This window comes from Kribbella sp. NPDC059898, from assembly GCF_042730855.1.
Taxonomy (GTDB): Bacteria; Actinomycetota; Actinomycetes; order Propionibacteriales; family Kribbellaceae; genus Kribbella.
This window is the reverse complement of the sequence record NZ_JBHWKR010000007.1, coordinates 250345-263818: the sequence shown is the minus strand read 5'-3', so window position 1 is coordinate 263818 and position 13474 is coordinate 250345. Positions and strand designations below refer to the sequence as shown.

The 13474-nt window shown below is 69.4% G+C and carries 10 protein-coding genes; 3 read left to right on the top strand and 7 right to left on the bottom strand.

Annotated elements, in window-relative coordinates:
* Window positions 1-49: 49 nt before the first annotated feature.
* The 5 genes from ACFV9C_RS23500 to ACFV9C_RS23480 all read right to left on the bottom strand — a co-directional run bounded on the left by ACFV9C_RS23500 (window position 50) and on the right by ACFV9C_RS23480 (window position 5855).
* Window positions 50-1462 (bottom strand): aminoglycoside phosphotransferase, encoded by a 1413-nt coding sequence (locus ACFV9C_RS23500; RefSeq protein WP_380196674.1) that lies wholly within the window; start codon window positions 1460-1462, stop codon window positions 50-52.
* A complete protein-coding gene (treS, locus tag ACFV9C_RS23495; protein WP_380196672.1) occupies window positions 1462-3177 on the bottom strand; it encodes a maltose alpha-D-glucosyltransferase in 1716 nt (571 codons plus the stop codon). The genes ACFV9C_RS23500 and treS overlap by 1 nt, the downstream gene beginning before the upstream one ends.
* 219 nt (window positions 3178-3396) lie before the next feature.
* Window positions 3397-3639 (bottom strand): hypothetical protein, encoded by a 243-nt coding sequence (locus ACFV9C_RS23490; RefSeq protein WP_380196670.1) that lies wholly within the window; start codon window positions 3637-3639, stop codon window positions 3397-3399.
* 156 nt (window positions 3640-3795) lie between these two features.
* A complete protein-coding gene (locus tag ACFV9C_RS23485) occupies window positions 3796-4581 on the bottom strand; it encodes a hypothetical protein (RefSeq protein ID WP_380196668.1) in 786 nt (261 codons plus the stop codon).
* Window positions 4582-4763: 182 nt separating this feature from the next.
* Window positions 4764-5855 (bottom strand): OmpA family protein, encoded by a 1092-nt coding sequence (locus ACFV9C_RS23480; RefSeq protein WP_380196666.1) that lies wholly within the window; start codon window positions 5853-5855, stop codon window positions 4764-4766.
* A 212-nt stretch (window positions 5856-6067) separates the two neighbouring features.
* On the opposite strand from ACFV9C_RS23480, the gene ACFV9C_RS23475 reads away from it, so the two are divergent.
* Window positions 6068-6589 (top strand): winged helix-turn-helix domain-containing protein, encoded by a 522-nt coding sequence (locus tag ACFV9C_RS23475; protein ID WP_380196664.1) that lies wholly within the window; start codon window positions 6068-6070, stop codon window positions 6587-6589.
* Window positions 6590-6598: 9 nt separating this feature from the next.
* Here the strand turns inward: ACFV9C_RS23475 and ACFV9C_RS23470 are convergent, their stop codons facing one another.
* Both ACFV9C_RS23470 and ACFV9C_RS23465 read right to left on the bottom strand, forming a co-directional pair.
* The gene (locus ACFV9C_RS23470) at window positions 6599-7009 is read right to left on the bottom strand and encodes a DUF3592 domain-containing protein (RefSeq protein WP_380196662.1); all 411 of its coding nucleotides are present in this window, start codon (window positions 7007-7009) and stop codon (window positions 6599-6601) included.
* A 76-nt stretch (window positions 7010-7085) separates the two neighbouring features.
* Window positions 7086-11456, bottom strand: coding sequence for a S8 family serine peptidase (locus tag ACFV9C_RS23465; RefSeq protein WP_380196660.1), 4371 nt, complete (start codon window positions 11454-11456; stop codon window positions 7086-7088).
* 277 nt (window positions 11457-11733) lie between these two features.
* Here ACFV9C_RS23465 and ACFV9C_RS23460 point away from each other — a divergent pair, with 277 nt between their 5' ends.
* The gene (locus ACFV9C_RS23460) at window positions 11734-12291 is read left to right on the top strand and encodes a winged helix-turn-helix domain-containing protein (RefSeq protein ID WP_380196658.1); all 558 of its coding nucleotides are present in this window, start codon (window positions 11734-11736) and stop codon (window positions 12289-12291) included.
* An 11-nt stretch (window positions 12292-12302) separates the two neighbouring features.
* The gene (locus tag ACFV9C_RS23455; protein WP_380196656.1) at window positions 12303-13454 is read left to right on the top strand and encodes a threonine synthase; all 1152 of its coding nucleotides are present in this window, start codon (window positions 12303-12305) and stop codon (window positions 13452-13454) included.
* The last annotated feature ends 20 nt before the right edge of the window (window positions 13455-13474 follow it).

Sequence of the window (13474 nt, the reverse complement as noted above, 5' to 3'; positions counted from 1 at the left end):
TACGGGCTGCTCGAAAGGTTCACGCTCGCCCATCGAAATCCTCCTGCTGCTACTGCTCGGCCAGCTGTGCTGCTGCGGACAGTGGGATCTGGAGCCAGGTCGGCCGGTTGCGAGCCTCGTACAGGACCTCGTAGATGACCTTGTCGGCCAGGAAGGCGTTCAGCAGGACGTCCTGGTGGCGGGCGTCGGTGCCGGCGACCTCGGCGTACCCGTCGCAGAAGGCGCGCTGGTTCCGGGCGGCCCACTCGGCGGCCCGGTACGCGATCTGCTGGTCGCCCTGGTGGTCGGCCAGCAGCGAACGGGCCGCGTAGTCGAACGAGCGCAGCATCCCGGCGACATCCTTCACCGGCGTGTCAAGCGCGCGCCGCTCGATCAGCGACTTGGCCGGCTCGCCCTCGAAGTCGATCAGCTTCCAGCCGTCGATCGTCCGCAGCACCTGCCCCAGGTGGAAGTCGCCGTGGATCCGCTGCACGGTCACCGGCTGGTCGGACGCCGCCAGCGCGTCGAACCAGCGGCCGAGACCGTCGCGGTACGGCTCCAGCTCCGGGATCGCGGACGCCGCGTGATCCAGCCGCCGGCGCATCGCCGACGCGTGCTCGACCAGCTTGTCGGCCGCCCACATGTCGGTGCCGAGCGCCTTCGCCAGCTCCGAGTGCACCTGCGCCGTACTCGCGCCGAGCCGGTGCGACTCGGGAGCGAAGTCGCCGCCGACCTCCGCGGCGTGCAGGTCGGCCTCGGCGTACAGGTCCCGCACCGACGAGGTCGCGAACGACCAGCCGTCGGTCGCGTTGCTCTGGAACGCCGTCATCATCGCCAGCTCACCGGAGTCGGTGCCGCCGCCCGCGCGCGGCCACCGACCGCGAGCGGACCCGAGCACCGCCGGGACCAGTTCGGACCCGGCCTCGGTGAGCGCCGACTCGATCTCGACGCCCGGGTTGCTCCCGGGCTCGAGCCGGCGGAACACCTTCAGCAGCGCGACGTCGCCGTACACCAGCGACGTGTTGCTCTGCTCGACCGTGAGGACCAGGGACTGCGCGTCCTCCGGCACCTCGACGGTGGAGTCCGGTGCCTGGACGGAGTGGAACTCCAGCCCGTCCAGCCGCCGGTCGTGCGTGATCCCGTCCAGCCAGTACGGCGTCGCTTCCTTGTCGTGCAGCGCGTCGTACACCCAGACCTCGGTGTCGCCGAGGTCCTGCTCGGTCCACTCGCCGACCAGCGCGTGGCCGAGGTTCTCGGCCGGTGCGCGGCGGTAGCTGAGCGGCAGCTGGTACACCCGGATCGGGGACTCCGCCCCGGGCGGGCCCGAACAGTAGACGAACCCGATCCGGACCGCCGGCCAGGCGCCCGCGTCCGACAGCCAGGCCGACGTGGCCAGCGCTTCGACGTGAACGTCGTGTCCCTTCTCCCCGAACCACCGCTGGCTCGCGCAGAAGGACTGGACCTGGTCCAGATGCGAAGTCACTACATGCTCTCCTCGTGGTCAGCCGGCTTCGCCAGCCGGAACCAGTAGAAACCGTGGGCACCGAGGGTCAGAAGGTAGGGCAATTCACCGATCGTCGGGAAGTGCACGCCGCCCAGCAGTTCGATCGGCTCCACGCCCTCCCACTGCCGCAGGTCCAGCTCGATCGGCTGCGGGAACCGGGACAGGTTGTTGACGCACAGCACCACGTCGTCGCCGAACTCGCGGATGTACGACAGGACGCTCGGGTTCGAGCCGCCCAGGTCGGTGAAGGTGCCCATCCCGAAGCAGGGGTGCTGCTTGCGGGTCTGGATCATCCGCCGGGTCCAGTGCAGCAGCGACGAGGCGTTCTCCATCTCGGCCTCGACGTTCACCGCCTGGAAGCCGTACACCGGGTCCATGATCACCGGCAGGGTGAGCTTGCCCGGGGTCGCGGTGGAGAACGAGGCGTTGCGGTCCGGGGACCACTGCATCGGGGTCCGGACGCCGTCCCGGTCGCCCAGCCAGATGTTGTCGCCCATGCCGATCTCGTCGCCGTAGTACAGGATCGGGGAGCCGGGCAGGCTGAGCAGCAGTGCGGTGAACAACTCCATCTTGTTGGTGTCGTTGTCCAGCAGCGGCGCGAGCCGGCGGCGGATGCCGATGTTCGCCTTCATCCGCGGGTCCTGCGCGTACTCCGACCACATGTAGTCGCGGTCCTCGTCGGTGACCATCTCGAGCGTCAGCTCGTCGTGGTTGCGCAGGAAGATGCCCCACTGGCAGGTGTCCGGGATCTCCGGCGTCTGCGCCAGGATCTCGGAGATCGGGAACCGCGACTCCCGCCGTACGCCCATGAAGATCCGCGGCATCACCGGGAAGTGGAACGCCATCTGGCACTCGTCGCCGCCGGAATCCCGGTCGCCGAAGTACTCGACCACGTCGGCCGGCCACTGGTTCGCCTCGCAGAGCAGGACGCGGTCCTCGTAGTTCGCGTCCACCTCCTTGCGGACCCGCTTCAGGAACTCGTGGGTGCGCGGCAGGTTCTCGCAGTTCGTGCCGTCGGTCTCGAACAGGTACGGCACCGCGTCCAGCCGGAACCCGTCCACGCCGAGGTCCAGCCAGAACTTCAGCGCCTCGATCATCGCGTCGCCGACGGCCGGGTTCTCGAAGTTCAGGTCCGGCTGGTTCGAGTAGAACCGGTGCCAGAAGTATTGGCCGCGAACCGGGTCCCAGGTCCAGTTCGAGGTCTCGGTGTCGACGAAGATGATCCGCGCGTCGGCGTACTTGTCGTCGGTGTCCGACCACACGTAGAAGTCGCCGTACGGGCCCTCGGGGTCCTCCCGGGACGCCTGGAACCAGGAGTGCTGGTCGGAGGTGTGGTTCATCACGAAGTCGACGATCACCCGCATGCCGCGGGCGTGTGCCTGGTTCAGGAAGGCGGCGAAGTCCGCGACCGTACCGATCTCCGGCATCACCTCGGTGTAGTGCGAGATGTCGTAGCCGCCGTCGCGCAACGGCGACGGGTAGAACGGGGGTAACCAGAGACAGTCGACACCGAGCCACTCGAGATAGTCGAGTTTCTCGGTCAGGCCTTGCAGGTCGCCGATGCCGTCGGCGTTCGAGTCCTTGAAGGACCGCACGAGGACCTCGTAGAAGACGGCCCGCTTGAACCACAGCGGGTCACTCTTCGTCAGTCCGTGGTGCTGCTCCGGCAGCATGTCGGTCACGCTCACCTCCATCGGGTGTCTCCAAACCTAGTTCCCGTACCCCGATCGGGCGCACCTAAAAGGGGAAGGGCAATGCACTGAACCCGGACCGCTCCGGGGATACCGCGGTGAGTGGTGACGCCGGCGGTCGGACGGTCCCGCAAGGCGTTCCGCACAGTCTGGCGGCCCTTTGCCAGTACAAGCAAATAGGGCTCGCGCTCAGTCCACACTGCGATTCGATGACGGACCGGTTCAGCGGTTGCGGTCGCGCTCTCCACGCTGCTTCTCGTTCTTGTACGACGCTCCGCCGCGGCCGCCGGCACCACCGCGCCGGCGCCTGCCGCCGCGGAGCCTCACCGACTCCAGACCCGGGTACGCCTCGTCGGCGTTCACGCCGCGTCCCTCGTGTCCTTCACCCGCCAGGAAGACGGCGTCGGGCGTCAGTGCTTCGTCCGGCGTCTGCGGGTCGAGCGCCTTCGGCTCCTGCTCGCTCATCGGGCGACCTCCACCGTGACAGTCAGTTGCTCGGGTACGACGCCGTTCTCGTCCTGGCCGACGGTGAAGGGCAGGGTGATGTCGCGCTGCACGTCCGCCTCCTCGCGGTGCTCGTCTGCTGCTCTGCTGCGATCGTAGGTCCGCGCCGGGGTCGTTTCAGTCGCGCGGGTTCGCGGACTTGCGGGGACGACGTACGTACTTGGTGAAACCGGCGCGTTCGGCGTCGGCCTCGGTGCGGAACCAGACCTCGGGTTTGGTGCGGCCGTAGTACGGCGAGTCCGGGGTGTGGAACAGCATCGACTGCGCGTTCCCCTTGATCGTGAACCCGTCCGGCGGCCCCTGATGCGGCACCGCGTCCGCCGAGCCGTCGCCGTACCTCCCGGCCGTCTTCTCGGGCACCGCCCGCAGCTCGTCGAACAAGGTCGGCTCGCCACCCATCAACTCCGAAAACCCCACCCCGTCAACGGCCTCCACCGGGCTGGTCCGTGCATCGCGTGCGGGGTGCGCTGCCGGCTCAGGTGCTGTCGCCGACCGAGCCGACCCGTCGGCGGCGGGCGCGTCATCCGACGCGGAAGCTGCAGGCGGCGACCCGGGCTTGTTGGGTGCCGGCTTCGCCGGGCTGTCGACTGCGGGTGGAGGTGCTGTCGGCTTCGTCAGGGTGGTGTTGGCGCGCTTGTCGGCGCGAGTTGCTGGTGGGGGCAGCTGCTCGTCCGGTGCGGGCTTCGCTGGGCTCGCCTGTGTTGTCGGGGGAGGGGGTGTTGGCCGGGCGGGGGTGGTGCGGTGGAGGTCGTTGGTGGGGCGTGTGTGGTCGAGGGGTGTGGAGGGCTCGGGGGGTGTGGAGTGGGCGGGGGTGCGGCGGTCCAGGAGGAGCCAGGTGATGGTGGCGCCGAGGAGGAAGGCGAGGAGGGAGCCCAGCCAGTTGTCGCGGAGGAGCCACGTCATCAGCGGGTGCCTTTCGTCGGGCGGAGGCGGTGCAGCAGCCAGGCGGCTGCGCTGCCGAGGACGAACGCGACGAGGAGCAAGACCCAGACCTGTGCGAGCAGCCAACTCATGGAATCCCCTACGAAGGCTATGGACCACGATGACCTTACTCCGTCAGGCATCGCGGGCGGACTTGAGGTTTGTCAGCGCGTCCGGAGCTCCACGCGCCGGTTCGCGATTCGCCCGGCGCCGGTGGTGTTGGACGCGATCGGGAACGCCTCGCCGTACCCGTTGGCGGTGATCCGCCCCGGCGCCACGCCGAGCCGCACCAGTTCGGCCTTCACCGCGGCGGCGCGGCGTTCGGACAGCGGCAGGCTGGTGCTGGGGGAGCCGAGGTTGTCGGTGTGCCCGGCGACCTCGATCTGCGCGGTCGGACAGGACTTCAGCAACGCGGCCGCCTTGATCACGGACGGTTTCGAGGCGTCGTTCACGATCGACGTACCGGACAGGAAGTTGATCCGGTACTGCCGGGTGAACTGCGCCAGCCGGGTCGGGAACGTCCGGCACGGCTCGCTCACCGCGGTCTTCGGCGGCGCCGGCAGCACCAGTTGATCCGCGACCACCGCGCCCGGCACCGCCTTCGCCGCGGCCCGTCCGACGGTCGCCTTGGTCGCCTGGTCCGGTACCTGTCCGGACAACGTCAGCGTCTGCCCGTCGTACCGCACCGAGGCGTCGCCGGTCCCGATCGCGAGTGCCCGCAGCAGCGCGGTCAGCGGGGTCGCGTCGCCGAGCCCGTTCGCCGGGTCGATCGTGGTCCGGTCGTCGTACTCGCGGTCCGGCCCGAGCACCTGCCGTACCTCGGCGCCGAGCGCGTCCTTCACCGCCTGGCTCCGGACCGGCGCCTGCACCCGGATCGACCGATCCGTCCGCCCGACCTCGAACGCCGGTACGTCGGACTGCGCCGGCGTACTGGTGATCGTCGGGGAGGGCGTGCTGCCCACAGCTTGTCCGGCGTGGTCGATCCGCACCGCCCGCACCCCGTCGACGGCGGCGACGATCTCCCGGACCTGCGTGTCGTCGGCACCCTGCGGCACCGTGACGCTCGCGTCCCGGCCGTCGAAGTCGACCCGGCCGGCCTCGATCCCGCGCGCCTTCAACGCCGCCTCGGTACGTGCCCGGAGGTCGTCCTCGGTGGTGCCGGCGCGGGCCGGAACCAGGATCGCGGTCAGCAGCACGGGGACCGCGAGGGCCGCGAGCAGCCAGATGACGAGCGGCCGTCGTACAGGACCGGGCACTGTTCCTCCGTGGATGCGGTCAGAGTGGCCGTGCGCGAGGAGAGTACTCCGCCACGGCCGCCGGCCGCACACCGCAAGGCCCCGCGTCGCCGGGTTTCTTGTCCTTTCCCGGACAGGACGCATATGCGCCAGCCCGCTGCGCGCCCAATCGCTTGACTTAGTTCGCGTCCTGAACCGTACTTAGGTCAGTTCCGACTGGGGAGGGGGCTGTTGTGCTGCCGATCGCTGCTGGGCCGGAAGACGGGCCGTCCGAGACGTCGCTGATCGTCGGGGTGGCCGCGACCACCGCCGAACGTGTCCACCTGGCCCGCCTGCTGGGCGGCGCCGACGCGCTGCTGCTGGTGTCGAACGCCGACCAGGCACGCGCGTTCTTCGAACTGACGGGTACCGCGCCGGAGATCGTCACCGCGCACGAACCCCCACAGATCAAGGCGGTCCCGGAGCCGATCGCCGAACTGCAGCTGGACGTCGAGCGGCGCGTGGTCCGCTGGCGGGACCGCGAGCTGCCGCTGACCCGGCTCGAGCACGACTTCCTGCACTGCCTGGTGGCGGAACCAGGTCAGGTGTGGACGTACCAGCGCCTGCACCACGAGGTCTGGGGCAACGAGCACCTCGGCCACGGCTCGCACATCCATTCGGTCGTCAAACGTTTGCGCCAGAAACTCGCCAGCCTCGGCGCCGCCGTCACCATCCACGCCGTCCGCGGCGTCGGCTTCAACCTCCTGCCCGCCTGATCGGCCTACCTACCGGTTGCGGTACTGCCAGCCCCAGTAGGTCAGCAGCAGGGCGACCGCGAGCATGAACAGCGATATGGCCAGACCACGGCCCAGCGAGTCGCGGTCGGCGACTGCGGGGGAGTAGGGGTCCTCGGGGTCGACAAGGAGCGGGAGACCGGAGCCCAGCTCGATTTTGCCCTGCCAGTTGCGGACCGTGCCGCGGTACTGCTTGCCGTCGAGTTCGTAGCGGACCACCGGGTACAACAGGTACCCGCCGTAGTACGAGCGGTTCCGCGCCTCGTTGTCGACGACCTCGCCGGTGATCCTCCGGCCCGTACGGCGTACTCCTCGCAGCCAGAGCACCTCGCGGACCGAGACCACGACGAACCACGCGGTCATGGCCGTGAGCACGACCCCGAAGACGAGCATGACGACCATGCACGGATCGTAGACCCGGACAGGGCTCGGCCCCCGCGACCGAGCGGTCGCGGGGGCCGAGCTTCGTGCTGCCTGCCTACTTGATCGACTTCAGGGCGAAGTCTTCGACGACGGGGGTCCCGTTGACCAGCTTGGTAGTGCGGGTCTGGGGCTTGTAACCGTCCTTCGCGGCGATCAGGGTGAGCGGGTTGTTGCGACGGTCCAGCCAGTACGCGTACTGGCCGTTGGTGTCGGTGATGAACGTGTAGGACTGCGCCCACGAGTCCACCTCGACGATCGCACCCGCGAGCGGGGCGGACGCGCCGGCCGAGCTGACGCCCGTGACCGTGCCCATCAGCTTGCTCCAGGTGGTGGGCGGAGTGACGTTCATCGTCACGCCGACCGGAGCGACCGTGTAGGGGGTGTTCTCACCGATCGTCACGGCACCCGTGTAGGCGCCGGGCTGGTCGACGCTCGCGGAGAGCGTCACCTTGACGGTCGTCGACTGTCCCGGAGCCAGGGTGGCCTCGGTCTGGTCGAGGGACAGCCAGCTCACGTCCGCCGACGACTCCGCACAGTCCTCGAGACCCGGCAGGGCCTCACTGTCCACGGTCGCCGTGAAGCCGCCGGACGAGCCGCCGACCTTGTAGAAGCCGCACGCCGCGCCACCGCGGTACCGCGGCAGGTTCGCGTTCGGCAGTGCCGACCAGGTCTCGGCCGACGGGTCGTAGGCGAACCCGGCGTTGGTGACCGCACCGGCCTGGACGCCGCCGACGATCAGCAGCTTCCCGCCGGCGACGGCGTACGACGCCGCCCAGTGGTCGGCCGGGGCGTCCGCGATCGCGGTCCAGGAGTCTGCTCCCGGATCGTAGACGTACGCCGACTTGAGCGAGTTCGTGCCGTCGTTGCCGCCGGCGCAGTACAGCTTGCCGTCGATGGCGCCGCAGGACGCGAACGCGACCGACTTCGGGTAGTTCGCCAGCGTCTGCCAGCTGTTGGCGTCGGCGTCGTACCGCACCACGGTGTTGCTCATCGGGGTGCAGTTCGCGGTGGTGCAGCCGCCGACGGCGTACAGCTTGCCGTCGAGCACGGCCTGGCCGGCGGCGGCCCGGGGAGCCGGGTTGGCCGCGACCGCGGTCCAGGCGTTGGTCGCCGGGTCGTACGACCAGGTGTCCGCGGCCGGGCCGGAGGATCCCCAGCCGGAGCTGGCGACGATCTTGCCGCCGACGACGCCGACGGTGATCGCGTTGCGAGCGCCCGGCAGCGGGGCGATCGCGGTCCAGGCGAGCGACGCCGGGTCGTACACGTAGCTGTTCGCCGTCGACGCACTACCGTTGCCACCGGCAATCGAGTAGATCTTGCCGTCGAGGTTCACCACCCGGTTGTCCATCACCGTCGCCGGGTAGTCGGCGATGTCGGCCCACGGAGCCGCCATCGGCTTCGCGGCGGCCGGCGTGGTGCCGGTCTTGCCGGACAGCATCCGGGCGAACGACGTGTCCACCGCGAGCCGCTGCAGCGGGGCGCCGACCCCGTTCTCCACCTCGGCCTTGGAGGTCTTGGTGCCGTTCGCGTTCTCCAGCACGAAGCCGCTGTTCTTCTCGCCGAACTTCACGTCCACCGGCGCGCCACCGGTGTTGGTGACCTTGAACGACTTGGTCACCTTGCCGGTCGGCAGTCGCAGGCTGCCGGTGATGCTGCCCGGCGTGACGGCCAGCTGGCCGGCCTTCAGGGTGTAGTCGGCGCTGGTGGCCCAGTCCGCCTCGACCCCGACGGTGGCGGTCGAGCTGACGTAGTTGCCGGCCTTGGCGGTGAAGTTCTGGTTGCCGTCGGCCGCCGTGTACAGCCAGTAGAAGCCGTCGTTCAGACCGGTGTCCTCGGGCGTCGCCGCGGTGGTCGCGCTCTCGGTGGTGCCGTCGTGGCTGACGACCGCGCCGTTCACGTAACCGTTCGTGTTGGCGTCCTTGACGTTGCCGACGACGATGCCGCCGCCGGTCGGCACACAGGTGACCTGGCTGCCGATCAGGACGTTGTCGACCTCCCACCACCACGCGTACTTCGCCTCGTAGTAGTGGAACCGGACCTGCACCGAGGCCTGTCCGGCGGCCTGCGGGATCGCGATCTCCTTCTGGCCGGTCGCGTTCGCGGTCTGCGCCAGTACGGTGGTCCAGGTGGCACCGCCGTCCAGCGACAGGTCGACGTCGGCCTTGTCACCGAGCCGCTTGAAGTCCTGGTTGAACCGGATCACCGGAGCGGCGACCGAGGTCAGGTCCACGACCGGGCTGACCAGCGAGGTGTCCTGCTGCCCGCCGCTGCCGTACTTGTCGGAGTCGGCGATCGCGAAGTTGCCGCTGCCGCCGGAGGTGTTGCCCCGGTTGCCCGGGTTGTCGAACTTCCAGACCTGACCGTTGCCCTTGCCGTCGACGACCGTCCAGCCGTTCGGAGCGGAGGTGCCGTCGAAGGTCTCGTAGACGCCGTCCGAGCCCCACTTGTAACCGGGCGCGGTGGTGCACGAGGTGGAGTCGGCCGGGACCGAGATGTTCTGCGTCAGGTTGCCGCTGCCGACCGTGATCGGCTGGCTGACCGTGGCGTACCCCGGGTACTTCGACTCGATCTTCAGCGAGTACGCCGCACCCGACGGGACCTTCAGGCTGTACCGGCCGTTGCTCGGGGTGGTGTAGTCGAACACGCCGCCCGGACCCTCGACCGAGACCTTCGCGTACAGCGGCCAGCCGTGGCCGGAGCCGTCCGTGACGGTACCGCCGACGCTCACCTGCGGAGTGCTCTCGAGCGCGAAGTCCTTGGTGGTGGTCTGACCGGTGGTGATGGTCGCGGTCGCGGTGGCGGTCTTGTACCCGAAGGACGAGACCGTCAGGTTGTAGTCGCCGGCCGGGAGGACCGACGAGAACGTGCCGTTGCTGCCGGTGGTCAGCGTCTTGTCGGCCTGGCCGTCGGCCTTGATCGTCACGCTCGCACCGGCCAGCGCGGCACCACCGGTGGCGGCGGTGACGGTACCCGACAGCGTGCCGGTGTCGCCGATCGGCGCCGCGCTCACCAGCGCCAGCGCGTCCAGGCGGCCCTGGCCGAAGACGTTGTTGTTCGCGTCGGTGCCGCCGCACTGGCTGTCCGGCGTGTCGATCGCGGTCGAGTTCAGCAGCGCGCGGGTCGCGGCCACGTCACCCTTGAGGGCCGGCGACGCGGACCACAGCAACGCCACGGTGGCCGTCAGGTGTGGTGTCGCCATCGACGTACCGTTGAACGCGCCGTACGTGTTGCCCGGCAGGCTGGAGCGGACGTTGACCCCCGGCGCCGAGATGTTCGGCTTGATGGTGCCGTTCTGCCCCGCACCGCGGCCGGAGAACGACGCGATGTTGTTGTTGATGTCGTACGCACCCGCCGAGTAGTTGCTCGTCAGGCTGCCTGGCGAACCGCTGCTCTGACAGGCCGATCCGCTGTTGCCGTTGGCGAACGCACCGAAGATCCCGGACGCGGTCCAGGCCAGGGTGATGTCCTCCATGAACGGGTCGTTCGACGGCAGCGTGGAGCCCCAGGAGTTGTTGATGACGTTCGGGCGCTTGCTGGCGTCCGGGTTCTGGCCCTGGAGGTCGGTCGGCTCCAGCATCCACTGGCCCGACGAGATCAGCGCGGCGTCGCTCGGGCAGCAGCCGTTCGCGGCGATCCACTTGACGCCGGGCGCGACCCCGATCTGGTTGCCCGCGCCGTCGTCGCCGACCATTGTGCCCATCGTGTGGGTGCCGTGGCCGTTGCCGTCGGACGGTGCGTTCGGCGAGGTGCCGGCCGCGTCGAACCAGTTGTAGTTGTGGTTGAAGGTGCCGTCACCGTTGTTACCGCGGTACTGGTGCACCAGCGCCGGGTGGTCGTACTGCACCCCGGTGTCGATGCTGGCGACGACGATGCCCTCACCCTTGTCGCCGTACTGCGACCAGACCTGGTTCGCCTTGATGTTCGCGACGCCCCACTCGACCGACTGGACCGCCTTCTCCTGCGTGCCCGGCGTGACCTTCGGTACCTCGATCTGGACCGGTGCGTACAGGCCCTCGACCTCGGAGTGGGTGGCCAGGTCCTGGGCGAGCGCGAGCGAACCGTTCTCGATCCGGATCGCGTTCGTGCCCCAGAACGCCTGGTACTTCACGTGTTGCGCGTCCAGGTCGGCGCGGATCTTCGCCTGGCTGTCCGCGGCGGCCTTCTTCAGCGCGGCGGCGACCGCCGTGCCGCGCTCGTTCCAGTTGGTGATCTTGCTGGCGGCGGTCAGGTCGGCCTTGGCGCCGAACCGGACCCAGTAGTCGGACGCCGACTTGGCGTCCTGGCCCTCCAACAGGTTCTTGAGTTCCGGCTTGATCTTGGCGGCGGGCGATGGCGTGGCTTCCGGTTTGGTCGGTGGCGACGCTTGGGCCTGGCCGGCGGCGGCCATCCCGGTCGCGACGACGGCCAGCGCCGCCAGGGTGCTCACCAGTGATCTGGCGAGACCCTTCCGTTGATGTGACATCTCTGCAGCCCCTCACTTGTACGACCCCGAGTCGACTCCCCCGAGCCATCTGCTGCAGCAGCGCGGCATGTGACACCGCGAGCCTGACGTGGACCTTATGTGTCAGAACAACGTGGTAACAAGCACACTTCGTGAGCAACTTGTGACTAGCTGTCGCGCCGATCGAGGCAACTGTGAGCAAACTGAGCAAACGTTGTCAGATTCGTTGACGATCGAAGGCGCGCGTTGACATCGTGATCAGATGGTCACCGCCCGTGAACCCGCCCCAACGGACGATCTGCCAGAGACCTTTCCGCTGCTGATCGCGGTCGCCGCGTCGCCCGACCAGCGGGTCCGGCTGGCCGAGCTCGTCGACGACGTCGCGCCGCTGCTGCTGGTCTCCAGCCTCGACGAACTCCGCCGACTCCTGACTACCGCCCAACCGCCGCCGCCCGCCGGACCGGCTCCGCACGCGGGCGCCGCGCCGGCGGCGGGGGAGGACGACCAGCTGACGGTCGACCCGGCCCGCTCGGTCGCCCGGTGGGGTACCCGCGAGATCCAGCTCACCGACCTCGAGCAGGAACTGCTCGGCCGGCTGATGTCGACGCCGCTGCGGGTCTGGTCGTACGACGCCCTGCACCAGAGCGTCTGGCCGGGCCGCAACGTCCGCGGCACCGCCGACGTGCACTCGGTGGTGAAACGCCTGCGCCGCAAACTCGACGACCTCGGTACGACGGTGACCATCGACGCGGTCCGCGGGATCGGGTTCCGGCTCACCGATCACCAACGCCCGCTGATCAGCGATCTCCGCGCGGGGTAACGTCGCCTGGCGTGACCTTCTCTGCGCTCAGCCATCTCGAATGCCCGCGGTGCGGGGCGACCCATGACGCCGACCAGATCATCGGGCTCTGCCCGTGCGGATCGCCGCTGCTCGCGCGGTACGGCGTACCCGATCTGAAGAAGGACGATCTGGCCGGGCGGGCGCCGGATCTGTGGCGGTACCACGAGCTGCTGCCGGTGCGGTCGCCGGAGAACGTGATCACGCTGGGGGAGGGGATGACCCCGCTGCTGCCGTTGCCGCGGTACGGCGAGGCGCTCGGGGTGGAGCGGCTGCTGATGAAGGACGAGGGGCTGATCCCGACCGGTACGTTCAAGGCGCGCGGCGCCGCGGTCGGGGTGTCGCGGGCGTACGAGGTCGGCGTACGGAAGATCGCGATGCCGACGAACGGGAACGCCGGGTCCGCGTGGGCGGCGTACGCGGCGCGGGCCGGGATGGAGGCGCTGATCGCGATGCCGGTCGCGGCGCCGGAGATCTGCCGGCGCGAGGTGACTGTCGTCGGCGCCCGGCTGCAGCTGATCGACGGGCTGATCGGGGACGCGGCGGCTTACGTGCGCGAGCAGACCGGGTACTTCGACGCGTCCACGCTGAAGGAGCCGTACCGCATCGAAGGCAAGAAGACGATGGGCCTGGAGATCGCCGAACAGCTCGACTGGCAGCTGCCCGACGTGATCGTCTACCCGACCGGCGGCGGCGTCGGCATCATCGGCATCTGGAAGGCCCTGAACGAACTCCGCGACCTCGGCTGGATCAACGGCCCACTCCCGCGCCTGGTCGCCGTCCAGGCGCAGGGTTGCGCGCCGATCGTCGAGGCCTGGCAGAAGGGTCTGCGCGAGAGCACACCCTGGCCGGACGCGCACACCGTCGCCTTCGGCATCACTGTCCCGAAGGCGCTCGGCGACTTCCTGGTCCTGCAGGCGATCGAGGAGACCGGCGGCTGCGCGCTGGCAGTCGACGACGTGGACATCCTCGCCGAGCAGCATCGGCTGGCCCGCCTCGAGGGCATGTTCATCTGCCCCGAAGGCGCCGCCAACTTCGCCGCGATCCGCGAACTCAGCGACGTTGGCTGGATCCACCCCGGCGAACAGGTCGTCGCCCTCAACACCGGCGCCGGCCTCAAGTACCCGGAGACCGTTCCGCTGTAGCCGGCTTGATCGGCGCGAGG

Coding starts and splice junctions, on each gene's coding strand:
- treS (WP_380196672.1), bottom strand. CDS start 3,177: ATGGAGGTGAGCGTGACCGACATGCTGCCGGAGCAGCACCACGGACTG.
- ACFV9C_RS23490 (WP_380196670.1), bottom strand. CDS start 3,639: ATGAGCGAGCAGGAGCCGAAGGCGCTCGACCCGCAGACGCCGGACGAA.
- ACFV9C_RS23485 (WP_380196668.1), bottom strand. CDS start 4,581: ATGACGTGGCTCCTCCGCGACAACTGGCTGGGCTCCCTCCTCGCCTTC.
- ACFV9C_RS23470 (WP_380196662.1), bottom strand. CDS start 7,009: ATGGTCGTCATGCTCGTCTTCGGGGTCGTGCTCACGGCCATGACCGCG.
- ACFV9C_RS23460 (WP_380196658.1), top strand. CDS start 11,734: ATGGTCACCGCCCGTGAACCCGCCCCAACGGACGATCTGCCAGAGACC.